This window comes from Roseobacter sp. SK209-2-6, from assembly GCF_000169455.1.
Taxonomy (GTDB): Bacteria; Pseudomonadota; Alphaproteobacteria; order Rhodobacterales; family Rhodobacteraceae; genus Pseudophaeobacter.
On record NZ_AAYC01000001.1, the window covers coordinates 43,354 to 66,527 of the forward strand.

General features: G+C 57.4%; 22 protein-coding genes. 7 read left to right on the forward strand and 15 right to left on the reverse strand.

Annotation, left to right across the window (positions count from 1 at the left end):
* Nucleotides 1-82: 82 nt before the first annotated feature.
* Together RSK20926_RS00190 and RSK20926_RS00195 are read right to left on the reverse strand one after the other, a co-directional pair.
* A complete protein-coding gene (locus RSK20926_RS00190) occupies nucleotides 83-1,099 on the reverse strand; it encodes a D-cysteine desulfhydrase family protein (protein ID WP_008203574.1) in 1,017 nt (338 codons plus the stop codon).
* Between the two features lie 13 nt (nucleotides 1,100-1,112).
* Nucleotides 1,113-1,841 carry a TSUP family transporter gene (locus tag RSK20926_RS00195; RefSeq protein ID WP_157133000.1) on the reverse strand — a complete coding sequence of 243 codons (729 nt, stop codon included), beginning with the start codon at nucleotides 1,839-1,841 and terminating at the stop codon, nucleotides 1,113-1,115.
* A 105-nt stretch (nucleotides 1,842-1,946) separates the two neighbouring features.
* Between RSK20926_RS00195 and RSK20926_RS00200 the strand changes: the two genes are divergently transcribed.
* The gene (locus RSK20926_RS00200) at nucleotides 1,947-2,819 is read left to right on the forward strand and encodes a LysR family transcriptional regulator (protein WP_008203577.1); all 873 of its coding nucleotides are present in this window, start codon (nucleotides 1,947-1,949) and stop codon (nucleotides 2,817-2,819) included.
* 17 nt (nucleotides 2,820-2,836) lie between these two features.
* Here RSK20926_RS00200 and RSK20926_RS00205 read toward each other — a convergent pair whose 3' ends face one another.
* The 9 genes from RSK20926_RS00205 to RSK20926_RS00245 all read right to left on the reverse strand — a co-directional run bounded on the left by RSK20926_RS00205 (nucleotide 2,837) and on the right by RSK20926_RS00245 (nucleotide 12,949).
* Complete coding sequence (locus RSK20926_RS00205) at nucleotides 2,837-3,547, reverse strand: FadR/GntR family transcriptional regulator (protein WP_008203579.1); 711 nt, start codon at nucleotides 3,545-3,547, stop codon at nucleotides 2,837-2,839.
* Nucleotides 3,544-4,368 carry a sulfite exporter TauE/SafE family protein gene (locus RSK20926_RS00210; protein WP_008203582.1) on the reverse strand — a complete coding sequence of 275 codons (825 nt, stop codon included), beginning with the start codon at nucleotides 4,366-4,368 and terminating at the stop codon, nucleotides 3,544-3,546. Before RSK20926_RS00210 ends, RSK20926_RS00205 begins: the two co-directional genes overlap by 4 nt.
* A gap of 55 nt (nucleotides 4,369-4,423) precedes the next feature.
* Nucleotides 4,424-6,214 carry a gamma-glutamyltransferase family protein gene (locus tag RSK20926_RS00215; protein ID WP_008203584.1) on the reverse strand — a complete coding sequence of 597 codons (1,791 nt, stop codon included), beginning with the start codon at nucleotides 6,212-6,214 and terminating at the stop codon, nucleotides 4,424-4,426.
* 105 nt (nucleotides 6,215-6,319) lie between these two features.
* Complete coding sequence (gene eda, locus RSK20926_RS00220; RefSeq protein ID WP_008203586.1) at nucleotides 6,320-6,964, reverse strand: bifunctional 4-hydroxy-2-oxoglutarate aldolase/2-dehydro-3-deoxy-phosphogluconate aldolase; 645 nt, start codon at nucleotides 6,962-6,964, stop codon at nucleotides 6,320-6,322.
* Between the two features lie 3 nt (nucleotides 6,965-6,967).
* On the reverse strand, nucleotides 6,968-8,776 hold the full coding sequence (gene edd, locus RSK20926_RS00225) for a phosphogluconate dehydratase (RefSeq protein ID WP_008203588.1): 1,809 nt from the start codon (nucleotides 8,774-8,776) through the stop codon (nucleotides 6,968-6,970).
* Nucleotides 8,777-8,814: 38 nt separating this feature from the next.
* Entirely contained in the window at nucleotides 8,815-10,266 is a 1,452-nt protein-coding gene (zwf, locus tag RSK20926_RS00230) for a glucose-6-phosphate dehydrogenase (RefSeq protein ID WP_037253150.1), read from the reverse strand.
* Nucleotides 10,267-10,315: 49 nt separating this feature from the next.
* A complete protein-coding gene (gene pgi, locus RSK20926_RS00235) occupies nucleotides 10,316-11,935 on the reverse strand; it encodes a glucose-6-phosphate isomerase (protein ID WP_008203590.1) in 1,620 nt (539 codons plus the stop codon).
* Between the two features lie 248 nt (nucleotides 11,936-12,183).
* The gene (locus RSK20926_RS00240; protein ID WP_008203591.1) at nucleotides 12,184-12,408 is read right to left on the reverse strand and encodes a hypothetical protein; all 225 of its coding nucleotides are present in this window, start codon (nucleotides 12,406-12,408) and stop codon (nucleotides 12,184-12,186) included.
* Nucleotides 12,409-12,544: 136 nt separating this feature from the next.
* Complete coding sequence (locus RSK20926_RS00245; RefSeq protein WP_050773016.1) at nucleotides 12,545-12,949, reverse strand: lysozyme inhibitor LprI family protein; 405 nt, start codon at nucleotides 12,947-12,949, stop codon at nucleotides 12,545-12,547.
* A 151-nt stretch (nucleotides 12,950-13,100) separates the two neighbouring features.
* Here RSK20926_RS00245 and RSK20926_RS00250 point away from each other — a divergent pair, with 151 nt between their 5' ends.
* From RSK20926_RS00250 to RSK20926_RS00270, 5 genes are read left to right on the forward strand one after another with little or no spacing between them, the layout of a single operon-like run.
* Nucleotides 13,101-13,712: a DUF4178 domain-containing protein gene (locus tag RSK20926_RS00250; RefSeq protein WP_037253154.1), complete on the forward strand. Its 612-nt coding sequence runs from the start codon at nucleotides 13,101-13,103 to the stop codon at nucleotides 13,710-13,712.
* Nucleotides 13,709-15,016: a DUF4178 domain-containing protein gene (locus RSK20926_RS00255; RefSeq protein WP_008203597.1), complete on the forward strand. Its 1,308-nt coding sequence runs from the start codon at nucleotides 13,709-13,711 to the stop codon at nucleotides 15,014-15,016. Before RSK20926_RS00250 ends, RSK20926_RS00255 begins: the two co-directional genes overlap by 4 nt.
* Nucleotides 15,017-15,018: 2 nt before the next feature.
* Nucleotides 15,019-15,177 (forward strand): hypothetical protein, encoded by a 159-nt coding sequence (locus RSK20926_RS22955; RefSeq protein ID WP_008203599.1) that lies wholly within the window; start codon nucleotides 15,019-15,021, stop codon nucleotides 15,175-15,177.
* A gap of 10 nt (nucleotides 15,178-15,187) precedes the next feature.
* Nucleotides 15,188-15,412, forward strand: a complete 225-nt coding sequence (locus tag RSK20926_RS00265; RefSeq protein ID WP_008203601.1) for a DUF350 domain-containing protein — start codon at nucleotides 15,188-15,190, stop codon at nucleotides 15,410-15,412.
* Nucleotides 15,402-16,997, forward strand: coding sequence for a polyamine aminopropyltransferase (locus RSK20926_RS00270; protein WP_008203602.1), 1,596 nt, complete (start codon nucleotides 15,402-15,404; stop codon nucleotides 16,995-16,997). Before RSK20926_RS00265 ends, RSK20926_RS00270 begins: the two co-directional genes overlap by 11 nt.
* A gap of 58 nt (nucleotides 16,998-17,055) precedes the next feature.
* Here the strand turns inward: RSK20926_RS00270 and RSK20926_RS00275 are convergent, their stop codons facing one another.
* From RSK20926_RS00275 to RSK20926_RS00290, 4 genes are read right to left on the reverse strand one after another with little or no spacing between them, the layout of a single operon-like run.
* A complete protein-coding gene (locus RSK20926_RS00275) occupies nucleotides 17,056-17,868 on the reverse strand; it encodes a heme ABC transporter ATP-binding protein (RefSeq protein WP_008203604.1) in 813 nt (270 codons plus the stop codon).
* Entirely contained in the window at nucleotides 17,865-18,959 is a 1,095-nt protein-coding gene (locus tag RSK20926_RS00280; RefSeq protein ID WP_008203607.1) for a FecCD family ABC transporter permease, read from the reverse strand. The genes RSK20926_RS00275 and RSK20926_RS00280 overlap by 4 nt, the downstream gene beginning before the upstream one ends.
* Nucleotides 18,956-19,825 (reverse strand): heme/hemin ABC transporter substrate-binding protein, encoded by an 870-nt coding sequence (locus tag RSK20926_RS00285; protein ID WP_008203609.1) that lies wholly within the window; start codon nucleotides 19,823-19,825, stop codon nucleotides 18,956-18,958. Before RSK20926_RS00285 ends, RSK20926_RS00280 begins: the two co-directional genes overlap by 4 nt.
* A complete protein-coding gene (locus RSK20926_RS00290; RefSeq protein ID WP_008203611.1) occupies nucleotides 19,822-20,904 on the reverse strand; it encodes a hemin-degrading factor in 1,083 nt (360 codons plus the stop codon). The genes RSK20926_RS00285 and RSK20926_RS00290 overlap by 4 nt, the downstream gene beginning before the upstream one ends.
* Nucleotides 20,905-21,146: 242 nt before the next feature.
* Here RSK20926_RS00290 and RSK20926_RS00295 point away from each other — a divergent pair, with 242 nt between their 5' ends.
* The gene (locus RSK20926_RS00295) at nucleotides 21,147-23,156 is read left to right on the forward strand and encodes a TonB-dependent receptor plug domain-containing protein (protein WP_008203613.1); all 2,010 of its coding nucleotides are present in this window, start codon (nucleotides 21,147-21,149) and stop codon (nucleotides 23,154-23,156) included.
* Nucleotides 23,157-23,174 lie beyond the last annotated feature (18 nt).

Here is a 23,174-nt window from a genome sequence, read left to right on the forward strand (position 1 = left end):
GTTTCGCGCCCCGGCTGAGGTTTCATCTGAACCAAGCCGGGTGGGGACCTGGGCGAGAGGCCTAAGGGCATGTGTTGGTGGGTTAGCTTGATTGTGGCTGTAATTCCTCTTGATAGGCAAAGAGAGCAGGCTGACCGCCAGTATGAAGCAGAACCACTTTTGTGCCCTTTTGAATAGCTCCTGCTTCCAGCAAGTCCAAAAGGCCTGCAAAGGTCTTGGCGCTATAAACAGGATCGAGGAAAATGCCCTCTGCACGCGCCATCAAAGTCAGAGCTTCGCGGGTTCGTGGCCCGACCTGTCCATAGCCGGGGCTCAGCGCGCCATCCCATAGCTCTATGCTTTCCAAAACAAGGGAGGGGTCTACCCGGATGAGTTTAGTCAGTTTGCCCAAGAGGTTTTGCATCCGGGTTTTCTGCGCTTTCTGGTCACGCCTGACGCAGATGCCAAATACCGGCGCTGTTTCACCGATCATCCTCAATCCGGTCAAAAATCCGCCATGGGTTGCGCCGCTGCCTGACGGGACAACAGCCAGGTCAAACCCTCCGATTTGCTGTGAGAGTTCGGCAGCACCCGCAATATAGCCCAAAGCGCCAAGAGGCGGATGATTGATGCCAAGATGGATAACATAGGGCTTGCGCCCTTCGCGGCGCAATTGCTCTGCGCGGGTTTCCAGCGCGGTATCAGCACCCTGTTCGTCCTCTCCGCGGGGATAGCCGATATGATCTGCCCCCAGGATCTGGGCCAGGAGCACATTGCCTGATCTACGGTAGATATCGCCCATGCCGGGAACGCGCTCTTCCAGTTGCAGGATCGATTCCATACCCAGTTTTGCGGCAGCAGCTGCGGCAGATCGGACAAAGTTCGATTGCACAGCACCTGTGATCAGAATGGTATCGGCCCGCTGCTGCTGGGCTTCCCCGAGGTAGAACTCTAGCTGTCGGGCCTTATTCCCGGCGAAGCTCAATCCAGTGAGGTCGTCGCGTTTGATCCAGAGATCAATGCCTAGGTGATCTGAAAGGCGGTTGAGCCGCTCCACCGGCGTTGGAGCGCCGAGCAGTTTGGCGCGGGGGAAGCTGTCGAGGTACTGGTCAAAATCCATTTTATCCGTCCTTTTATCCAATCAGAAATGCGCGGCGCAGCAGGACCACGCAGGCTAGGAGTGAAATGGCGCGTATGAGCTGGGTGATTGCGCCTTGCGGAAGGAATGGGGCGAAAAATCGCCCCAAAAGACAGCCACAGATCGTGGTCGCCGACATTTGCCATAGCCAGGGGATTTGGAGAAAAACAGTCATGTCGGACAAGAGATGCAGGGCAAATGCAACCCCATAGGCAACCAGCGCCACAGGCTGTACCAGTTTACGTGCCTCTTGTGGCTTTCGCCCCAGGCGAAGCAATCCGAACATCAAGAGAGGGCCGGGGGTTGCGGCCCAGATCGTTGCAAGACCGGAAAGGCCGGACAGGCTGTCAAAGGTCGCTGAGCTGCGCGCAGACCCCAAGGGCAAAAAGGAACTGGCAAAGCCAAAAAGGAGCAAGACAGCAGTCAGGAAGAGAACGATCTGTTCGCTCAGATAGGGGTAGATCAGGAGGCCGATCATTATTCCTGTCAGGCAACCGACGATGGCTCTGCGGACTAGTTGATGTTCCTGCCTCCAGGTTTCGCGCTCGGTTCCCAAGATGGAGACCAATGTGTTTAGCATCAAGAGCACAGGCACGGCGCTCGCTGTCCCCAAGAGTACCATCATGACGGGGGCAACGACGATGCTGAAGCCGAGGCCGACACCGATTTGCAGCGCGGCGCCGGAGAGGATTGCGAAGAGCAGAAGGGCAAGGTCGAAGGTCACCAGATAGTCCAAATGGAAGCAAGATCAGGCGCAAACTAACCCATGCAGGCATGTAGGAAAAATCATCTTATTGAATTTTTAGATAAGTGAATGTTATCAATTGGCATGCGCCTTACTGCCCGACAGATCGAATTATTCCATATGGCCTATCTGCACCGCTCGACCCGCAAGGCGGCAGAGGCATTGCATATCTCTCAGCCGGCGATCAGTCGCGTGGTGGCCGAACTCGAAGCGGAAATGGGTGTTGCCCTGTTTGACCGAACTGGGCGCAGGTTTGAGCCCACCGCCGCTGCACATAGCCTGCAACAGGCAGTGCAAAGGCATTTTCAAGGGCTGGAGCGGGTACGTGAGACGGCTTTGCAGATTGCCTCGGGAACTGGTGGGCATTTGTGCATCGCTGCGGTGCCAGCGGTTGCAGATATCAGGGTTGCCGCAGCTGCTGGACACCTGATGGCACTGCATGCGGATTTGCGCATCGATATCGATGTGATGGGTGAAGAGGCGGGGCTGGCCGCGCTGCGTGAGGGCCGCGTTGACTGTGCCGTGATCTCTTCGGATCCCGGGGATGCAAATCTTCATTGCAGGCGGCTTGCCGATATTCAGCCTGTTGCGATTTTTCCTGCAAACCACTCTTCGGAGGTCAAGCAGGAAGTAACGGTGGCGGAACTGGCAAAGCTGCCTTTGGTCATGCTTCCGAAAGGTAGTCCATTTCGGCGCGCGGTTGAAAAACTGTTTGACCAGGCAGGGGTGTCCTTACGGGTGCGGGCAGAGGCGCGCACCCAAACAGCGATTGCCGCATTGGTTGCAGAAGGGGCAGGCTGTGCGATTGTTGATGCGGGCGTTCTGACACCCGCCGTCTCAGCCAGGGTTCAGCGGGCTGATTTGACCGGTGGGCTGAGCTGGCCCGTCAGATCGGTAACAACCTCCGCCTCTTGCGAAATCCCTATTTTGCGACGGTTTCAAGATGCTCTAAGCTGAGGCGCGGTTTTGTGCCCTTAACTGGCTTGGCCTGCTGTTGGTCGGATCAGCAATTGGCTAACGGTTTCGAGATGTCGCCTCATTGCTTCTTCAGCTTCCGACGCCCTTGCGTCCAGAATGGCCTTTGAAATCTCATCATGCTGTGCTGAGAGGAGTTCCAGGACATCGGCAGAGTAAGCGGCTGCGCGCGGGCTCGTCCAGTTGGCCTGGGCGCGTACCGTGCGAATGGCTTCGTAGACATTCAGAAACAGCGGGTTTTCAGCCATTTGAGCGATAGCGTAGTGAAACCTGTCGTCGCTGCGCTCATAGCTTTCGGGGTCATCGGCCTGAGCTGTCTCGCAGGCAATTTTTGCAAAACGCGCTTTGGCATCCTGACTGCCGCGTTTGGCCGCCAGGCGGGCCAACGCGGGTTCGACCTCCAATCGGACTTCCATCATGTTTTGCAGGCTTGTGCAATTTGCCAGCGGCTGCAGCCTTGCAGCATCCGTGGCAGGCGGAGGAGTGACAAAGGTTCCCTGTCCGCGCCGACGATAGAGGAGCCCCGAGATTTCCAGATGCCCCAGGGCCTGTCTCAGTTTGGCCCGGCTAACCCTGAATTGAGCAGCCAGATCTCTCTCCGGCCAGAGGCGTTCGTTCTTGCACAGGCGTCCTGTCGCGATTTCACTTTGCAAGAGCTGGGCCAGATCAAGGGCAGTGCCTTCAAATGGGGGCGAGGAATTCGCGCTCATAACTGAATAAGGTCGCTGAACATGCGCATGGAGGTCAGCGCCAGAAACAGCCCAAAGGCCAAACGTAGGGCAGGGCGTGGAATGCTATGGGCCAGCTTCACGCCCACTCTAGCGAAACTGGTGCTGAGTGGGATGATGACGGCCGCGCAGAACAGATTGACATAACCAAATGAGAAAGCTGGTAGCCCTTCGGCCCCAAATCCGGTGGCCATATAGATCAGGGCACCGGGCACGCCGATAACAAATCCAATGGCAGCAGAGGTGCCAACAGCTTTGCGAATGTCATAGCCCAGGAAGTTGAGCATCGGAACGCAGACCGTGCCCCCCCCGATACCCATCATCGCTGAGATCGCACCGGCCAGAACGCCTAAAGTTGCCCAGACGGGTTTGGAGAAGCTCTTGGGGGTGGGGCTATCCGCCCCTTTGCGTAGCACCATATCCAGCGCAACCAAAGCGGCCACAGTGGCAAAAACCGCAATCAAGACCTTGCCGGACACAACCCCGCCCAGCAGACCCCCCAGCACCACGCCCAACAGGATTGAAGGCGCCCAGAGCTTGAGCAGGCTCATATCAATGGCGCCCTTGCGGTAGTGACCATAGCCAGAGGAGAGCGCGGTAAAGACAATTGTCGCCAGGGAGGTGCCGACTGCAACCTGCATGGTCAAGGCGGGTTCCATGCCGGTCAGAGATAGGGCCAAATAGAGCGCCGGGACAATGACAATGCCCCCGCCAACCCCTAGGAGACCGGCCAGGATGCCGCCGAGGATACCAGATCCGGCGGCAACGGCTGCAAGGGGCAGCATGATTTCAGTTTCCAGCATCCGGGTTCACCTCATAAGTTTCATCGGGCAATTGATCTGGGGCGCAGCGAGCATCTCACCGTCCTACGGCATAGGCTTGCATCAGGCGCGGGGTCGCGGCGGCCTGCAGGCTGCCATCGCTGTGGCGCAGGGCTGCGGTCAGCCGCCCTACGCTCCAATCTTCCGCCACGGTCACGATATGGCCACGCGCGCGCAGATCCTCGACAACGGCTTGTCCTACGGCCTGTTCGATCATCATCTCACCCGGCAGAGCCGCGCGTGGATAAAAGCTGCTCTGGAAGTGCATGGAATGGAACAGTGGTGCATCCATACCATGCTGCAGGTCTAGCCCATGGTGAACAAAACGCAGGAACCAAATGAGCTGCCATTGATCCTGCTGATCCCCTCCTGGGGTGCCAAACACCAGTCTTGTCCCATCCTTTTCGGCTAGGCTGGGTGTCAAGGTGGTGCGGGGGCGGCGTCCCGGAGCGAGGGAGCTTGGCAGGCCATCTTCGAGCCAGAACATCTGGGCGCGACTGTTCAAAGGAAAGCCGAGGCCCGGGATCACAGGGTTCGACTGCAGCCAGCCTCCGGAGGGCGTCGCAGAGACCATATTGCCCCAGCGGTCAATCACATCCAGATGTACCGTGTCGCCCCGCTTTTCTGTCAGATGCGCCATGGTTGGTTCCTGCGGCGGCGCATCAGAAACCCCAAAGTCACGCGCGGCGCGCTCGATATAGGCCTCGGCCAGATGCTCAAATCCATCCACCCGACCTGGGCGCTGCTCCAGAGAGGCCTGCCCGCTTATCAATGCCGCGCGTTCGGCATTGTAGCTATCGGACAAGAGTACCTCGATCGGTACCGTGCTTTGCGCGGGGTCGCCATAGTAGGCTTCCCGGTCCGCATAGGCCAGTTTGATGGCCTCGATAACCGTATGGGTGAACTCAGCCCCCAGAGGGTCCATGGCGGCGAGGTCAAAATGCTTCAGAATGGCCAGAGCCTGCAAGAGGACGGGGCCTTGCGACCAGCTTTGGGTCTTGTGGACAGTCCAGCCGTGATAATCATAGCTGAGGGGGGCCTCATAGGTGGCGCTCCACCCGGCCAGATCTTCCCGATTGAGAACGGCGCGATGCTTCTGCCCGGAAACGTCATGCACCTCAGCATGGTCCAGATAATCGCCTATTGCTTCAGCTACAAAGCCCTGTGACCAAGCCTGACGCGCTGCCTCTATCTGAACTTTCCGATCGGTTCCGGCGGCGGATGCTATATCCACAAGGCGTTGGTATGTCTGCGCAAGGTCAGGGTTCTGAAAGGTGCTATTGGCTGCGGGCGCTTTTCCATCCGGGCACCAGGTCTCTGCCGAACTGGGCCATTCTGTTTCGAAGTAATCTTGCAAACCAGCGATTGTAGCCGCTACGCGAGGCAAGAGGGGATGCCCATCACGCGCATAGGTTATTGCGGGCTCCATGATTTCGGCTAGGGGCAGGCTGCCGTGATCGCGCAGCATCAGCATCCAACCGTCAAAGGCCCCGGGGATCACGGTCGAGAGCAGACCAGAGCCTGGGATCAGCTCCAGCCCCAGCGATTTGTAGTGCTCAATGGTTGCCCCTGCTGGCGCAGGTCCCTGTGCAGCCAGTACCTGGGTTTTGCCGGTGGTCGCGCTGAAAAAGATGGCCGGCAGATCGCCTGCAGGCCCATTCAGGTGCGGCTCCACCACCTGCAGAACCAGTCCCGCAGCCACCGCGGCATCAAAAGCATTGCCGCCCCGCTCCAGTATGCCAAATCCTGCGGCGCTGGCGATCCAATGGGTCGAGGTGGCAACACCAAAGCGGCCCCGGATTTCCGGGCGGGTGGTAAAGGGCTGCATTTTCAGGTGATCCCGCTATTGAACCAATTTAGAATTGGTCCAATAGCGACCAGATTGCCCCACATAAGTCAAGGGCGACAGATGTGACCAGAGAGCGCGTGGGGGCTAGCGCAGCTGGCTTGCGGCCTGTGCCAAGGATTGGATGCCGGCCCAATCTTCAGCCTCAACCAAATCTGCGGGCGCAACCCAGCTGCCTCCGGCGCAGACAACATTTGGCAGAGAAAGGTAGCTACCAGCATTCTCAGGGCTGACGCCACCAGTTGGGCAGAAAGAGATTTGCGGCAGTGGCGCGCCGATGGACTTTAGTGCGGGTGCGCCGCCAGAGGCCTCTGCGGGAAAGAATTTTAACATGTCATAGCCGCGTGCCAGAAGTCGCATCGCTTCGCTGCTGGTGGCTGCACCCGGAAGCAGGGGCAGGCCAGCTTCTTCACAGGCTGCCAGCAACTCATCGGTTGCGCCGGGGGAGACGCCGAACTGGGCACCCGCATCGACCGCTGCCAGGACATCCTCTGGCGTGATCAGAGTGCCCGCGCCAACAACGCCCCCCGGAACCTGTGCCATCTCGCGAATAGCATCCAGCGCTGCCGGAGTGCGTAGGGTTACCTCCAGGGCTGGCAAACCGCCTGCGACCAAGGCCTCGGCCAATGGGCGGGCTTTGGTGGCATCCTTGACGACCAGGACAGGTACGATCGGTGCCATGCCGCAGATTTCGCGGGCGCGTCGGCTGGCTTCATTGGGGGTGATGGCCATGGCTTAATCTCCAAATACAGAGGCGCCGGTATCGGCAGAGGTGACGGTATTGCGGAACACCGAGAAGAGCTCGCGCCCGGTGCCATGTTGATTACCAGATAGATCAGCGATGACTGCAGGGCGCTCCAGCACGCCTGGGGTCAGGATCTCAAGAGCGCCGGTCACGGCGTCAACGCGCAGAAGGTCGCCATCCTGCAGTTTGGCAATGGGTCCCGCATCCAGGGCTTCTGGCACCACATGGATTGCGGCCGGGATCTTGCCAGAGGCGCCGGACATACGCCCATCCGTCACCAGGGCGACCTTTTGCCCGCGTCCCTGCATGATCGAGAGGAAAGGCGTCAGAGAATGGAGCTCCGGCATGCCATTGGCCTTTGGCCCCTGGAAGCGCACCACGAGGATGACATCACCGGTCAGCTCACCTGCCTTAAAGGCCGCTTTTGCTTCCTCCTGGTCGTGGAAGACACGCACAGGAGCCTCCACCACTCGGTGCTTTTCACCCACGGCAGAGATCTTCATGACCGCAGTGCCAAGGTTCCCGGTTAAACGCGCCAGGCCGCCGGTCTCCTGGAAGGGCGCACTCGCGGGGCGCAGGATCGCATCATTCAGGGACGTCTTGGTGCCGGGGCGGAAGGTGAGACCATCCTCCGCAAGGAAGGGCTCTTGCAGATAGCCTTCCAGGCCACCGCCTGCCACGGTTTTGGTATCCGGGTGCAACAGTCCTGCGTTCAGTAGTTCCCCAATCATATAGCCAAGACCGCCGGCTGCGTGGAAGTGGTTCACATCCGCAAGCCCATTGGGGTAGACGCGTGCCAGGAGGGGCACAACGTCAGAGAGATCTGCAAAATCCTGCCAATCAAGGATCACCCCGCCAGCCCGCGCCATGGCGATCAGGTGGATGAGAAGATTGGTCGAGCCACCGGTCGCCATCAGCCCGGTGATGCCGTTGACATAGGCTTTCTCGTCCAGAACGTCGCAAACGGGTGTGTAACTGTTGCCCAATGCGCTGAGGGAGAGCGCGCGTTTGGCGCCTTCGATTGTCAGGGCCTCACGCAGGGGGGTGCCGGGGGTGACGAAGGAAGATCCAGGCAAGTGCAGACCCATGAACTCCATCAGCATCTGATTGGTGTTGGCAGTTCCGTAGAAGGTGCAGGTGCCAGGGCCATGATAGGCGGCCATCTCCGCCTTCAGGAGTTCCTCGCGCCCAATTTCGCCAGCGGCAAACTTTTGCCGGATATTGGCTTTTTCATCGTTCGAAAGACCACTGGTCATTGGCCCGGCTGGCAAGAAAACTGCAGGGATATGGCCAAAGGCCTGGGCGCCGATCACCAATCCAGGAACGATCTTGTCGCAAACACCCAGGTAGACCGCCGCGTCGTAGACGTTATGGCTGAGGGCAATGCCTGCGGCTATGGCAATGGTGTCGCGCGAAAACAGGCTCAGCTCCATGCCTGCTTCGCCCTGAGTGATACCGTCACACATTGCAGGCACTCCACCTGCCACCTGCGCGGTGCCCCCTGCTGGCCGGACGGCGTCACGGATCAGGGCCGGATAGGTCTCAAAAGGTTGGTGGGCCGAGAGCATGTCATTATAGGCAGTGACAATGCCGAGGTGGCCCGCCCCGCCTGCAGCCAGAGTCTCCTGATCACCGCCCGCTGCCGCATAGGCATGGGCCTGACCAGAGCAAGAGAGATGGGCCCTTGCAGGGCCTTTGCTCTGCGCGGCTTGCATCCGCTCCAAGTAAGCCGATCGTGTCTTTGCACTGCGGGCAATGATCCGTTCGGTGACCTCTTTGACTGTCTTGTTCAATGTCATGAGCGATGCCTTTGGGGTGTCTTTCAGAGGTGGTAGCTTCAGTCGCCGATGCTGCGCCAGCGGCGGTGATCCCGATGCATGAGCAGCAGCGCATCTTCGGGCCCGGAGCTGCCTTGGTCATAGAGTTGTGGTTGGGCGCCACCCGAATGAGCCCAGCCTTCGATGATTGGATCTGCCCAGGCCCAGGCGGCCTCAACCTCATCCCCGCGCATGAAGAGGGTCTGGTTGCCACGGATCACATCCATGATCAGCCGTTCATAGGCGTCCTGGGGGCGCCCAGCTTCGGGCAAGGAATCGGCGAAGGTCATATCCAGATTGGCCGAGGTAAGCCGCATGCCACCTGGACCAGGATCCTTGATCGTTGTGCGCAATGTGATGCCCTCGTCGGGCTGTAGCCGGATCACCAGCACATTGCCATGTACACCTGCCGCACCGGCAAAGATGTTATGTGGTGGATCCCGAAAATGCACCGCAATCTCGCTCTCACGCTGGCGCAGGCATTTGCCGGTGCGCAGATAGAATGGGGTTCCCGACCAGCGCCAATTGGCCACCTGCACCTTCATGGCGATGAAGCTCTCGGTCGTGCTGGCTGGGTTGCCGGCATGGTCAAGATAGCTGTCACCATTTTTGCCACGATACTGTCCACGGGCAATATTCTCTTGCGTCACCGGTTCCAGTGCTTCGATCACTTTGACTTTCTCGTCGCGAACGGAATTCGGCGTGAAACGGGCAGGCGGTTCCATCGCGGTGAGACACAGGAGCTGCATCAGGTGGTTCTGCACCATATCCCGCATTGCACCGGAGCGATCATAGTACTCACCGCGCCCCTCAACCCCGATACTTTCGGCGACGGTGATCTGCACATGATCCACATGCGTCGAGTTCCATAGGGGCTCGAACAGCGAATTGGCAAAACGTAGGGCCATCAGGTTCTGCACGGTCTCCTTGCCCAGGTAATGGTCGATGCGGTAGATCTGGCTTTCGGAGAAATGTTTGCGCAGGGCTGAATTCAGCGCCTTGGCGGAGGCGAGATCGTGCCCAAAGGGCTTTTCCAGAACAATGCGGCTTTCAACCGTTGCGATGCCGGTGGCGCTAAGCCGCTCTGCAATTTCCGGGAAAAGGCTGGGACCAACAGAGAGATAGAAAGCGCGTACCCTGTCGTCGCGCAGATGGGCCTTTAGTTCAGACCAGCCCGCGTCGCCTCTTGCATCAACCGCCACGTAGTCCAATGTTTCAACAAAAGCTGAGATGTCACCTTCGCTGACTTCACCCGCCTGGCCGAACTCACGAATTGCATCCGCCACAAGTGATTGAAAACCAGCCCTGTCGAGCTTGCTGCGCGAAGAGCCGATGATCCGACTGCTGTCATCGAACTGGCCAATCTGAAAACGGTGGAACAGGCTGGGCAGGATTTTGCGACGTGCCAAATCACCAGTTGCCCCGAACAGGACGAGGTCGAAGCTCTCAACTGGGATAACGCGGGATACCATAGGGTCTTTATCCTTGTTTCGGTTCGGGTCCTTTGGCACCCGGTTTATTCTAAATGCCAGGACCTTTGAGTTTATCTAGCAGGCCTAGTGTGGAGCCATCCTTGTTCGGATCCTCGCCTCCTTGAACCAGGGGAAGAAGGCTGACGGCCAACTCTTTCCCCAGCTCAACACCCCACTGGTCAAAGGAATTGATCCCCCAGATTACACCTTCGGTGAAAACCCGATGCTCATAAAGTGCAATGATCTGCCCCAGCGAGAAGGGTGTGAGTTTGGGGTAGGCCAATGTCACCGAGGGGCGATTGCCAGGGAAGCTGAGGTGCGCCGCCATGCGCTCCTGTGCTTCGCCTTCAAATCCTCGTTGGGCGGCGATTTCACGCGCTGACTCAAGGCTGCGGCCCAGCATCAGCGCTTCGGACTGCGCCAGGCAATTGGCAATCAGGAGGTCATGCTGATGGGCAAGTTCTTCTTCATGGCCCTGCGCTGCAATCAGGAATTCCGCAGGGACCACATGGGTGCCTTGGTGGAGCAGTTGATAAAAGGCATGCTGACCGTTGGTTCCAGGCTCTCCCCAGACAATTGGCCCGGTGGATTGTTTGACCTGGGTGCCTTCAAGGGTCGTGCGTTTGCCATTGCTTTCCATATCGAGTTGCTGAAGATAGGCGGGCAGGCGGGCCAGCCGCTGGTCATAGGGCAATACAGCGCGCGTGGGATAGCCACAGATATTATTGTGCCAGATGCCCACAAGGCCCAACAGGACTGGCAGGTTCTCAGCTAGATCCGCTGTTCTGAAATGCTGATCCATCGACTGGGCACCACTCAGGAAAGCGCGGAAATTGTCTCTGCCGATTGCGATCAAGAGCGGAAGACCAACAGGCCCCCAAAGCGAATAGCGTCCACCGACCCAATCGGCAAAGCCAAAGACGCGCTCTGGTGGGATGCCAAACTGGGCGGTCTTGTCCAGCGCAGAGGAGACCGCGGCCAGGTGCAGTGGAGCTGCCTCGCCCAGGGCCTTTTCGAGCCAGGCAACCGCAGTCTTGGCGTTGGTCATGGTCTCAATCGTCGTGAAGGTTTTTGACGCGATCACGACCAATGTGGTTTCGGGGTCGAGCTGGCGCAGAATGTCGGAAACATGTGCCCCATCGATATTTGAGACAAAATGGCACCGGGGGCCATTGCAATAGGGTGCAAGAGCCTGAACCGCCATGGCGGGACCGAGGTCAGAGCCACCAATCCCGATGTTCACGACATCGGTAAAGACTTGGTTGTTGGCTGTCTTGAAATCTCCGCTGCGCAGGGCGCCGGCAAATCCCTCCATGCGTTGCAGGGTCTCAGTGACGGCGGGCATGATATCCTGCCCGTCCAATACCACGGGCGTGCCTGCATCAGCCCGCAGTGCCGTATGCAGTACAGCCCGCTGTTCCGTGGCATTGATTGCTGCGCCGCTGAACATCTCGTCAATTTTCGATGGGAGGTCCTGCGATTTGGCAAGGGCGATCAAGTGGCCCAGAGCGGTTTGATCCAACGAGGTTTTCGAGAAATCGAGCAGCAACCCGCTGCTGGAGGCGGAGAAAGAATTAAACCGCTCCTCAGACTCGGAAAAGAGATTCGCAATGGTCACATGCGACGTCTGCCGCCTATGGGCCATCAGGTCCGACCAAAGTTCATGCATAATAAATTACCTTTTCGACATGACATCGCCGAATCATAGCTCCCTTAGTTATGCAATACCGTTATCGATAACATAAAGGCAAGCGGATACTCAGATTTAGCAAAGCGGGCATTAAAAGCACGTAACATCGGATGGAAAATTGAAAGTAGAGTGCCATTGGGGCTGCAGGAGTATTCAAAGGGTGTCAGAAACAGAAAAAGCGGCCCAAAGGACCGCCTCTTGCCACTTAAGCTCCGAGGGAAATGAGCTTAGAGGTAATAGCTATCGGTATAGACCTGGTGAACCAACTCGTCGCGTTTCAAACCGCGTTCCGCAAGTTCTGCGTCGTCCAATGCCATAAGGCGCCGCAGGTTTTCACCGCGCGTATTGGCCTCTCCGATCGAAATGAGAAGATCGCCGAAGAGTGTGAATGGCTTGAAGAGCAAGGACAGGACACTGGTAGAGTTGCGAGTCTGTGTGAGGGCGAGGGCCATTGAGTTTCACTCCTATGTTCTGCTGCCTTATCTGAGGTCAAAGATAGTCCTGTAGAGGGCCCGCTGGTAGAGGAGGGTTGGAATAGCCGCCATGCATCACATGCAAGATCATTGCTTGGTTCAGAGTACCTGAAACTCAGAGCCCTTCGAGAAGGAAGCGGAGCTGTTCACTGCGCTGGCGGGTCAATTCGGTTTTGCAATGCAAAACCGTCAGGGGTTCAAAGCTGCCGCCGCGAAACAGAAAACCCTCACTTTCACAGGCTTTGTCGCGAAAGGGGATCCAAGCGCGCTGCGCCTGCAGCAAGGCCTCGCCCGCGCCTTTGAGGTTTTCGGGCAGGTCCTGATCAAGTGCCTTCATGACGGCGCGAGCCTCTTTATAGACTGCATTCAGTTCGGCATCAGCCGCCTCATAGTCCTGAGAGGCACAAAGCCGCATTTCTAAGGTTGTCTGAGGATCAATACAGCTTTCGGCCAGTACAGGCGTTGCGAAGCAACACGAGGTGAGGAATGCCCATAGGCAGGTTCTGAAAATTAGTGACATGATGAAACTCTTGGGTTGCTTAGAAGTGATGAATGCAGAGTTAGTTGAGGCCTGATCGCTTGGGCGGGTCAAGCGTTGAAACTGGGGAACTTGAGCCATCGGGCGAGAAATTCCCGCTTGCGCGGAAAGGTTGAATAGTGAACTTGGGCGCATGAGTGAATTTAATTGCCCCAACTGCGGAACATTACTTCGCCCCGCGATTCAGCAGGTGAAAATGCTGAGCTGCGAGTCCTGTACCACCACGATCCTTCTAGAGGACGAGGGGCTAAGACTGGCCGGAGAGCAGGGCGTTTTGCACCAGGTTCCAATGCTCTTTGGACTGGGTGACGAAATCCAGATCAATGCAGCAAGGTATCAGATCCTAGGGCAGGCCCGGTTTTCTTATGGCCGTGGAACCTGGGATGAGTTTTGGGCTCTCAGGGAAGATCAGGAAAGTGCCTGGATCTCAGTGGATGAAGGGGACCTCATCCTGCAGCAGAGCCTCACCCGCAGCGAATGGCCCCGCTATGACGGCTATCTGCAGCTGGGCAGTACCGTCGAATATGATGCGGAGATCTTTGCAGTTACAGAGATTGGCAGCGGAGAGTGTACCGGGCTACAGGGCAGTTTTGGCCATACCTTGTATGTTGGTGAAACCTATCAATTTTATAACCTTCAAGGGGATCGCGGTCGGGTGCTTTCTGCAGAAATGCAAGAAGGAAGCCGGGAGTGGTTTTTGGGCCGTTGGCTCGATCCATTTGAGGTAGAGGTTTTACATCGATGAGCCTTAACCCCGAACTCAAAAGCATCAATTGTACCTCCTGTGGTGCCGGTTTGGATATCCTGGGCGGGGGACGCGTGACCACCCATATCTGCTCTTATTGCGGATCAGAGTTGGACACGCAGGACAACTACAAGGTGCTGGCCAAATTCGACCAAGCTGCAAGACCCAAGAGCCCGTTCTGGATCGGCATGGTCGGACATCTCTACGATGTGGAGTGGACCATTATTGGCACTCTTCAACATGAGGAGCGCTGGGCAGGTAAAAGCTGGACCTGGATCGATCATCAGCTGTTTTCGCCGACTCATGGTTATGCTTGGCTGACCATTGAGGACGGGCACCTGACCTTCTCGCGACGTGACCGCAAGGCCGTTGCCTGGATGTCAGAGAGACAGGTTGAAACCGCGCATTACCAACCTCGCGTTCGATTGCCAGGCGAAGTTTTCAAGTACTACGACACATCCTCCAGCCAGGTCATCTTTGCCGAAGGGGAATTCACCTGGGCGCCCAAGACAGGGGAGGTAACCACTACGGTTTCGGCTCTTTCCGACAGGGCGATGCTGGGGTTTTCCAGCAAAGGGCAGGAACGGGAAACCTACCGAACGGTTTACTTGCCAAAAGCGGAAGTTGAGGCTGGTTTTGACATCAAGACAGGGTTACGTCCGCGTGGCGTGCATCCAACGCAAGCTTTGAAGGCTGGGGAACATTCCCTGTTCTTGCTGAAATCCGGATTGTTCCTGGCGGTGCTATGTATCCTGCTTGCCGGGTTCCTATCGTCGCTGAGCGGTACTTCTGCCATACAACCGCAGAGCTTCGCGGTTCACAACCTGCCAGTCTCAATCCCTTTTGAAGTTCACAAACCGGGTCGACTGACGCGGGTGCAAATGCGAGGGGACGCGCGCAACAGCTGGGGCTATTTTGCAGTAGAGCTGGAGGATCCTGAGGGTGAGGTGCTCTTTGAATCCGGCCGCACCATCGAGTACTACTTTGGCCGCGACGGCGATGGCAATTGGAGTGAAGGCAGCAATCGCGCCGAGCTGAACTTTTTTCCTCCGGTGGCTGGGACCTATATCCTATCCATAGAGCTGGAGGAAACTGGCTATTGGGCACAGAGTTTTGCCCCAGGTCAGGAAAAGCCACCTGCGATCAAGGGCTTGGAAGTGAAGGTCACCAATGGGGTTTCCAGTGGTTTTTGGCTGGTCGTTCTTGGTTTGGTTTTTGGGGTCATTGGAGGCCTGCCTTTGCTGCGGCGATATTTGCATCACAAAAGACGCTGGAGCGGCAGTGATTGGAGCGACGAGGACTGAATATGAGTATTTTTCGCCTGGTCTTTCTGCTGCTTTCCGCGCTGGCCATCACCGGGACAACCTATGCTGCCTATCTTGGGCATGGCGGCGAAAGCCGCGATCTAGACCGCTCCATCCGCGCCGTCAGCGCCGGGCGGGGATTGAATGGAAGTGTCAAATAGAGAGGACACCATGGAGTATTTTGCCGCGATTCAGCTGGCTGAGCTGATCAGCACCGTGTTTTTCACCTTTGTGGGCATGACCCTGATGTGGGTCGTTTGGAAAGTGATCGACTGGCTTACGCCTTTTCCGATCATGAAGGAGATCGAAGAAGATCAGAACATGGCTTTGGCCGTTCTGATCGGCATGCTTTTCATCGCCATCGCGATCATCATCGCCGCAGTCATTGTCTCTTGATCCGGCAGAAAGCCCAGGCGGGGCAGGCGCTTCGGGCGTCGCATCTGCAGAGAGCGCGGGCCTGCGCCTGCGTGAGACTTGGCTCTTGGCGGCGACCTTTCTGGTGGCCGTTGCAGGGCTGATCTATGAACTCATTGCAGCAACGCTTTCCAGCTACCTCTTGGGGGATTCGGTCCGGCAGTTTTCCTATGTGATTGGGATTTTTCTGTCGGCCATGGGGCTGGGGGCCTGGCTCTCACGCTTTGTGGGGCAAGCCATGCGTGGCTTTATCTGGGCGCAGATCCTTCTGGGGATCGCAGGCGGTTTTATGGCGCCAGTGGTGTTCTTTACCTTTGCCTGGATGGAGAGCGTCACACTGCCACTCTATGGGTTGCTGATCACCGTGGGTGTGCTGTCAGGAATGGAAATCCCGCTGATCGCGCGGGTTCTGAAGGAGATCGGTGCGCCGGAGTTCCGCTTTGAAAATGTGCTGAGCGTTGATTACATCGGTGCTCTTGTTGCTTCTCTTGCCTTTCCACTGCTGGTTATTCCCTACCTGGGGCTGATGCCCGCAAGCCTGACTTTTGGGGCGCTGAATCTCGGTGTTGCAGGTCTTTCTCTTTGGATCTTCCGCAGCCAGGCCAGCCCATTGCAGGTTTTGACCTGGGCCATTGCGCTCTTGTTGACGTTGGCGGGACTGTGGCAATCGGAACGACTGGTTTCGGTCAGTGAAGCCAGCCTGTTTGAGGATGATGTGATCTTTAGCGAGGCCACGCCCTATCAGCAGATTACAGTCACGCGCTATCGCAACCGCACGCGATTGTTCCTGGATTACTCGATCCAGTTCGATACGCTGGATGAACATCGCTATCATGAAAGTCTGGTGCATCCGGCCCTAGCTTTGTCACCGCGCCGGGCTTCAGTACTGATCCTGGGCGGAGGCGACGGGATGGCAGTGCGCGAAGTGATGCGCTGGGCCGATGTGGAGGCCGTAACCCTGGTGGATCTGGATCCTAGGGTGACAGAGCTGTTTCGCGATCACCCTGATCTGTCGCAGCTCAACAATGGGGTGCTGAAGGACCCGCGCCTTTCAATCCTAAACCAAGATGCCTGGCGTTTTGTCGAAGAGAGCGAAGCGATCTTTGATGTGATCCTGATAGATCTGCCGGACCCTAAAAACCTCGCGCTGTCGAAACTCTATTCGCGCCAATTCTACGGTGCATTGATAGAGCGGTTGAGCGCGCATGGGGTGCTGGTGACCCAGGCTGGATCTCCGCTATTTGCGAGAGAGGCCTTTTGGTCGATCGCAGCGACCCTAAAGGCCACTCGAAACCCGCAAGCGCCGGGTGAGGGGCTGCAGATCCTACCCTATCATAGCTATTTGCCCAGCTTTGGCGATTGGGGATTTATCCTTGCCTCTCCGCAAAAACCTGCGGCACGGGATTTCGACCTGCCTGAAGGCCTGCGTTATCTGACCCCGGAAGTCTGGACTGCGGCGCAGGTCTTTGATCCGGAAACGGGACCGCTGGAGGTGGAGGTGAACTCGCTCCAGTCCCATGCTCTGGTCGGATATTATCTGGATGGTTGGGCGCGCTGGTTTGAATGACCTCTGCCCCGGAAACAAGAAGCACCCCGGCCGATTGGAACGAGGTGCTGTTTTGAGTTCAAATGCTGCGACTGGCCATCTGCACCCGTGCCTGCGGCAAGAGAAAGGGGATATGGCCGGGCGGCGTGGTATTCACCGGCACCGGGCAGCCATAGGTCTGTGCAAGCGTGCTGTCCGTCAAGACTTCGGTGGGTGTGCCCTGCGTGACAACATTGCCCCCATCCATCAGCACAACATCATCCGCAAACATGGCGGTGAGGTTCAGATCGTGCATCACGGCGATCACGCCGCCTCCGTGGGCTGCATAGTTGCGCGCCAGATCCATCACCGTGAACTGATGCCCAATGTCGAGACTGGCCACGGGTTCATCCAGTAATAGCCAGCAGGGTTTCCCCGATACAACAGGTTCCCAGACCTGGGTTAGAACACGGGCCAATTGCACCCGCTGCTGCTCCCCCCCAGAGAGGTCCTGATACATGCGGCCCGCAAAACCACCAAGGCCAACAGCCTCAAGCGCCCGAATGGGGATCGAACTATCCGCAGCAGAGAGGCCGGCACTCAGTCCTAACCGTGTGATCTCTAGCACCGTGAAGGGGAAGGCGATGGTGCTGCTTTGCGGCTGAACGGCACGGATGGCGGCTAGCTGCCAGGGCTGCAAGTGGTTGACATCCAGGCCATTCAAGGTAACCGAGCCTTCGTGCGCGATTTCGCCAGTTATTGCCCGTAGCAATGTTGTTTTGCCGGACCCATTGGGACCAACAATGGCAGTTACACGCCCAGCGGCTGCGGTGAAGTTGACCGAATGGAGGATTTCCTTGCGTCCCAAACACGCGCGGATTCCCTGGGCTTCCAGTGTGAATGCTCTGCTCATAGGACCAGGTCCACCCGTCGCTTCAAGAGAATCCAAAGGAAAACAGGCGCCCCTAGGATGGCGGTGACGATGCCAATAGGAAGTTCCGCCGGAGCGATCACAACGCGGGCAATCATATCCGCTGCCAGTAGCAAAATAGCCCCAAGCAGGGCCGCATTGGGCAAAAGCGTATTATGATCCGGCCCGGTAGCAAGCCGTAAGAGATGTGGTACCACGATGCCGATAAAACCAATGCCGCCCGAGATCGCAACCGCGGCCCCAGTGGCGCCTGCAACCGCCAGAATTGCTGTGTTTTTTACCCGCTGCACCGGAATGCCGACATGGCCCGCCGCCGCCTCTCCTAGAGCAAGTGCGTTCAAACCGCGCGCCAGCATGGGTGCCGCCACAAGAGCCAAGGCGATGATCGGCAAAGCGGTAAGTACTTTGCCCCATGTGGCTCCGGCCAGGGATCCCATCCCCCAGAAGGTCAGGTCTCTGAGTTGGCTGTCATCGGCAATATAGACCAGAATTCCGGAGGCCGCTCCGGATAGAGCGCCGAGGGCAATTCCGGCAAGGAGCATGGTCGCAACAGAGGTCTGCCCCGCACGCGTAGATACGCGATAGAGCAACAGCGTGGAGGCCCAGCCACCAAGGAAGGCCGAGACGGGCACCAAGGCGCTGCCAAGATAGGTTTGCAGCGTTGCGGGCAAAAGGCTGCCCAGCACGATGGCGGTGATAGCTGCGAGCCCGGCACCTGCGCTGACCCCGACGATTCCGGGATCTGCCAAGGGATTGCGAAAAAGGCCCTGCATCACGGCGCCGGAAACAGCTAGGGCGGCGCCAACCAGAATACCCATCGCCAGGCGAGGCAGGCGAATGTCAAACAAGACCACCCGATCAAGCGTGGCGAGTTCTCGACCTTGGATCAAATCACTCAGAGTGCGCCAAAGTGAGATGCCAGAGGCCCCTGAGGTGAGCGAGAAAATCGAAACCAGGAGCAAAGAGAACGCCAGGATCAGAGTCAGTTGTTTGGCGCGAATGCGGCGGTCTGGCAATGGTGCAACGTTACTTTGCTTCGAAGCTTCGGAGAGCTCTGCAGTGACGGTGCTCATTCTTGGGCTCCGTAGAGCGCGTTGCTCAGCTCTGTCACTGCAGAGGCTGTGCGGGGGCCAAAGCCAAGAAGATGCAATCCATTCATGCGAACCAAAGCGCCATTTTGGGCTGCAGGTGTTGGGGTCAAGGCTGGTATTGAAAGCATTTTGTCCGCGCTCATCCCCTGGTCGCCACTCCGATCCATGGCAAGGATTACATCCGGAGCCGCTGCTGAAACTGCCTCATCGGTGATTTGCTTGTAGCCGCTAAACGCCTGCACCGCGTTTACGCCGCCGGCCATGCTGATAATCCCATCAGCCGCGGTCTCTTGTCCCCCTGCCATGATCCGCCCGCCTTGGGTTGAGAGAATAAACAGAACCTTTTTGGGGCGATCTCCGGCGGCTGCCTTCGCACGAGACAGAGCGGCCTCCAATTCTGCGCTCACCTGATCCGCCAGGGCCCGCGCTTCGGCCTCTTGGCCAAGGGCTGCGCCAACGGTTTCGATCTTTTGGGCTACACCCTTCGCCGAAAAGACCTCTGGCACCTCGATAAAAGTCACATTTGCTGCCTTGAGAACCTCCAGGGTTTCCGGCGGGCCGGCACCTTCTGTTGCGAGGATAAGGTCAGGGGCAATCGACAACACCCCTTCAGGAGACAGCGCACGGGCATAGCCAACATTTGGCAACGCGGTCACCTCCGCCGGATAGGAGGAGGTGGTATCTCGTGCAACCAGGCGTTTGTCCTGACCTAAAGCGTAGACGATTTCAGTGACCGACCCGCCAATCGAAACAACACGGTTGTGGGGCTCAGCACGCGCCATCTGGGCGGCAAAAAGCGCGAGGAACAGAATGTTCAGAAACGCGAAGAGGCGAGAGAACAGGCTCATTCTGCGGCCTCCATTTCCGAGGATTTGGTCGGAGAGTTGCTGGCAAGGGAGGGCAGTTGTGCAATGATGGCGTGCCATTCGGGTCGGTGGTCTTGTTCTTTGGTTCGGCGGCCAAAGATTTGCAGGATCAACCCGCCCTCGGCATCGAATGCTTCAATGGACTGGGTATTTCCATTGCGGGTGGGTTTGGTGACGGCCCAGACTTCGGCGATGTGATCCAGGCGCAAATGCAGATCGAATCCGGGATCTAGGATGTTCTGCCAGGGGCCCATTGCACGCAGGTTTTGCACTGGGCCACCATGAATTTCGATACATCCCATATTGCCCACAAAGATCATGACTTCCGTTCCGCTACCGCATAGCGCCTGCAGGGAGTCATCGATCGCTTCGGGGGCTAGGGCACGTGCAAGAGGCTCGCCAACAATGCGATAGGCGCCGAGGCGATTCATCTTCAGTCGCGAGGTCATGCTGCGAAACTGGTGCGTGTCTGTCATGGCCTCCCAGTCGCGGCGGAGCTCTGCTGCCTTTTCCGGACTTCCCTTTGCCATCTCTGGCGGGATCCGGGGAGAGACTTCAAGGCTGTCGTTCTGCTCAGCCAGGGTAAGTTCGTCCACCAGGGTCTGCCAGGCATCAAGATTTGATTCGGGCCTCAGGTGGATTTTGTGCACTGCATCTCCGGCGGCATCAAAGAACTGAAGCGAACGCCGGATGCCCGACGCCCCCTCCCGCTCTACCGCAAAGGCAGAGACAAAATGGCGGGGGAATAGGCGCAGGTCGATCTCTTCGGTCAAAACCATGGCTGCGTGCTTCCCAGCGTGGAAATTCGCATAGCAACCAACCTTCTCAATCACGCATGAGTTGTTTCGCGTGAGGGCCATCACCTCTCCAAGAGTGGCAAGGCGTGGGAAGATTTTATCGATATCCGCCGAAATGCAAGTTGCTTCGGTGCCGACAAAGGCAGCAACAAGCTGTGCTTCAGAGATTTGAAATTCAGTGGCGAAATCACGGTCGCGCAACTTTGGATTGTTTTTCCGCGCTTGCCGGATTTCCAGCGGGGTGAGGGGGGCAGTTTGGTTCATCTGGGCCCTTTCAGCATGTGCAGATGGTGCAGGAAAGGGCTGGCGCGGGCCTGCGTGAGAGCATGTGCAGACGGCTGGCGGATTGGTTAAGCATTGCTTAATTTATGTTGACTGTTTTTATCACCTTTAATATCAGGCTCAAGCGGAAATTGATGATTCCGCTAGAAAACAAGACGACGACTACCACGCCAGCCCCTTTCCGCAAGCATCGGTAAACACTCCATGATGCAGAGGGACATGCGATGGGAAAGTTTCGGCTGAACCAGCACTTGCTGGGCACCGTATCCATTTTGGGATTGATGTTGGGAACCGGGGCGCTGGCCCAGGATATTCCGGTTGATGAGCTGATTGAGACCACGGAAGATGGCTTCCTTGGAACGGTTGAATTGGGCCAGGGCAAGCGAGAGGTCCAAATCGCGACCTCGACTCCGGTCACCGTGATCAACCAGGAAGAAATCGACGATCGTCAGGCGAGCACTGTGGCGGAATTGATTGACTCGGTACCGGGTGTTTCGCTGGTGAACGGCTCTCGTCCTGAAGGGTCGGGGATCAACATCCGTGGTTTCGGCGCCAATGGCACCTATGGCACCGACCAGAAGGTGGCCATCGTGATCGATGGCGCGACCACGGGTTCCGAAGAGATCTACCGGATTGGGACCCAGCTTTTCACGGATCCGTCCCTTTACAAGTCAGTTTCGGTTATCCGCGGAACTGTTGGGTCGTTTGAATTTGGCTCTGGTATTGTCGGTGGCGTGGTGCAGTTCGAAACCAAGGATGCCTCTGACTTTACCGGCGGCGAAGTGGGTCTGCGCTTCCGCCAAACACTAGGGTATTCCTCTAATGCGCAGGGCTACCACAGCTCTTCCATCATTGCCTGGCAGCCGATGGAGAATTTGGAAGTCCTGCTGAACTATACCAAGCGGGATACGGATGCCTACGAAGATGGAAATGGCACTCTGGTAAGCAACTCTGCAACAGAGCCTTACTCTGGGTTGGCCAAGATCAGATACACCTTCGGGGAGGATGGCGAGCACGCGGTGACCGTAAGCTACCAGAAGACTGCGACGGATGAGTTTGATGCGCCATATGATGCCTTTAACGTCGTCAACTTTGGCAACGTGAACCGGCGCACCGAATCCGAAGTTGCGACCCTGAAGTATGAGTACAACCCAGTAGGGAATGACCTGATCAATCTGTCGGTTCAGTATTCCTATTCGGACATATTTATCGAAAGCGAAGCTGCTAACCCTGGTGGGTTTGCCGACTACCTGCTGAACGGCGATCACGACTACACCATCGATAAACTGACGGTGAAAAACGCGATGTTCTTCCAGACAGGTGCAGCGTCACATGATCTGCGTTTTGGTGTGGAATGGTCCAAGCGGGACAGGTTGGAAAGCCAGGTTAGCCCCTTCTCCGGCAGTGTGGCTGTGCCTGGTGGCACGGATGAGCGTATTGCCCTGTTTGCAGTGGATGAAATCTCCCTCGGCAATTGGACTTTTAGTCCCGCCTTCCGCTGGGAGGATCAGACTGTGGAGGGGCGTAAGACCTATGCGGGTGATCGCTACGACAACTCGGCAGCGATGGGCGGTATCTCGGCGCGCTATGAGTTCAACTCCGGTTTCGCTCTCTTTGCCAGTGCAGCCTATACCGAAAGTCTGCCGATCATTGACGATCTGAGCAATGCGGCCTTTATGACCCAGCCGGAGAAATCTCGCACCTACGAGATCGGCGCCTCTTATGCGGGTAGCGATGTCTTCACCAGCGAAGACAGCCTGCAGGCCAAGGTCAATTTCTTCCGCAGCGATCTGTGGGACGTGACCTCGTATTCCTCGATCGCTTCTGTCCAAAGTGAAGGCGTGGAGGTGGAAGTCACCTATGCCATGGCAAGTGGTCTTTATGTGGATGTTAATGCGGCCTATGGCGACTATGAGTCCCTGTCCTCTGCCGGGGTTCGTGGAGATTGGAGGAATGCGCCTGCAAACTCCGCGCGCCTGACAGTTGGCAAACGCATCGGTGAGGCCTGGGATCTAAGCTGGGAACAGGTTGTGGCCGAAGAGGGCAACAACAACTACGGAGGCTATGGGGTTAGCAATCTGCGTGCAACCTACCGTCCGCAAAGCGGTGTTCTAGCCGGAACAGAAGTACGCTTTGGCATCGAAAACGCCTTTGACCGGCAGTACAAGCCCAACCTTGCAACCGAGTTTGCACCCGGTCGGAACTTCAAGCTGACCCTGGCCAAAACTTTCTGATCCACTCCCCCAAAGGCG

Bases quoted from the DNA above. Each gene is read 5' to 3' on its own strand.
- RSK20926_RS00190 (WP_008203574.1), bottom strand. From the start codon at position 1,099: ATGGATTTTGACCAGTACCTCGACAGCTTCCCCCGCGCCAAACTGCTC.
- RSK20926_RS00200 (WP_008203577.1), top strand. From the start codon at position 1,947: ATGCGCCTTACTGCCCGACAGATCGAATTATTCCATATGGCCTATCTG.
- RSK20926_RS00205 (WP_008203579.1), bottom strand. From the start codon at position 3,547: ATGAGCGCGAATTCCTCGCCCCCATTTGAAGGCACTGCCCTTGATCTG.
- RSK20926_RS00210 (WP_008203582.1), bottom strand. From the start codon at position 4,368: ATGCTGGAAACTGAAATCATGCTGCCCCTTGCAGCCGTTGCCGCCGGA.
- RSK20926_RS00215 (WP_008203584.1), bottom strand. From the start codon at position 6,214: ATGCAGCCCTTTACCACCCGCCCGGAAATCCGGGGCCGCTTTGGTGTT.
- eda (WP_008203586.1), bottom strand. From the start codon at position 6,964: ATGGCCATCACCCCCAATGAAGCCAGCCGACGCGCCCGCGAAATCTGC.
- edd (WP_008203588.1), bottom strand. From the start codon at position 8,776: ATGACATTGAACAAGACAGTCAAAGAGGTCACCGAACGGATCATTGCC.
- zwf (WP_037253150.1), bottom strand. From the start codon at position 10,266: ATGGTATCCCGCGTTATCCCAGTTGAGAGCTTCGACCTCGTCCTGTTC.
- pgi (WP_008203590.1), bottom strand. From the start codon at position 11,935: ATGCATGAACTTTGGTCGGACCTGATGGCCCATAGGCGGCAGACGTCG.
- RSK20926_RS00240 (WP_008203591.1), bottom strand. From the start codon at position 12,408: ATGGCCCTCGCCCTCACACAGACTCGCAACTCTACCAGTGTCCTGTCC.
- RSK20926_RS00245 (WP_050773016.1), bottom strand. From the start codon at position 12,949: ATGTCACTAATTTTCAGAACCTGCCTATGGGCATTCCTCACCTCGTGT.
- RSK20926_RS00250 (WP_037253154.1), top strand. From the start codon at position 13,101: ATGAGTGAATTTAATTGCCCCAACTGCGGAACATTACTTCGCCCCGCG.
- RSK20926_RS00255 (WP_008203597.1), top strand. From the start codon at position 13,709: ATGAGCCTTAACCCCGAACTCAAAAGCATCAATTGTACCTCCTGTGGT.
- RSK20926_RS22955 (WP_008203599.1), top strand. From the start codon at position 15,019: ATGAGTATTTTTCGCCTGGTCTTTCTGCTGCTTTCCGCGCTGGCCATC.
- RSK20926_RS00265 (WP_008203601.1), top strand. From the start codon at position 15,188: ATGGAGTATTTTGCCGCGATTCAGCTGGCTGAGCTGATCAGCACCGTG.
- RSK20926_RS00275 (WP_008203604.1), bottom strand. From the start codon at position 17,868: ATGAGCAGAGCATTCACACTGGAAGCCCAGGGAATCCGCGCGTGTTTG.
- RSK20926_RS00280 (WP_008203607.1), bottom strand. From the start codon at position 18,959: ATGAGCACCGTCACTGCAGAGCTCTCCGAAGCTTCGAAGCAAAGTAAC.
- RSK20926_RS00285 (WP_008203609.1), bottom strand. From the start codon at position 19,825: ATGAGCCTGTTCTCTCGCCTCTTCGCGTTTCTGAACATTCTGTTCCTC.
- RSK20926_RS00290 (WP_008203611.1), bottom strand. From the start codon at position 20,904: ATGAACCAAACTGCCCCCCTCACCCCGCTGGAAATCCGGCAAGCGCGG.
- RSK20926_RS00295 (WP_008203613.1), top strand. From the start codon at position 21,147: ATGGGAAAGTTTCGGCTGAACCAGCACTTGCTGGGCACCGTATCCATT.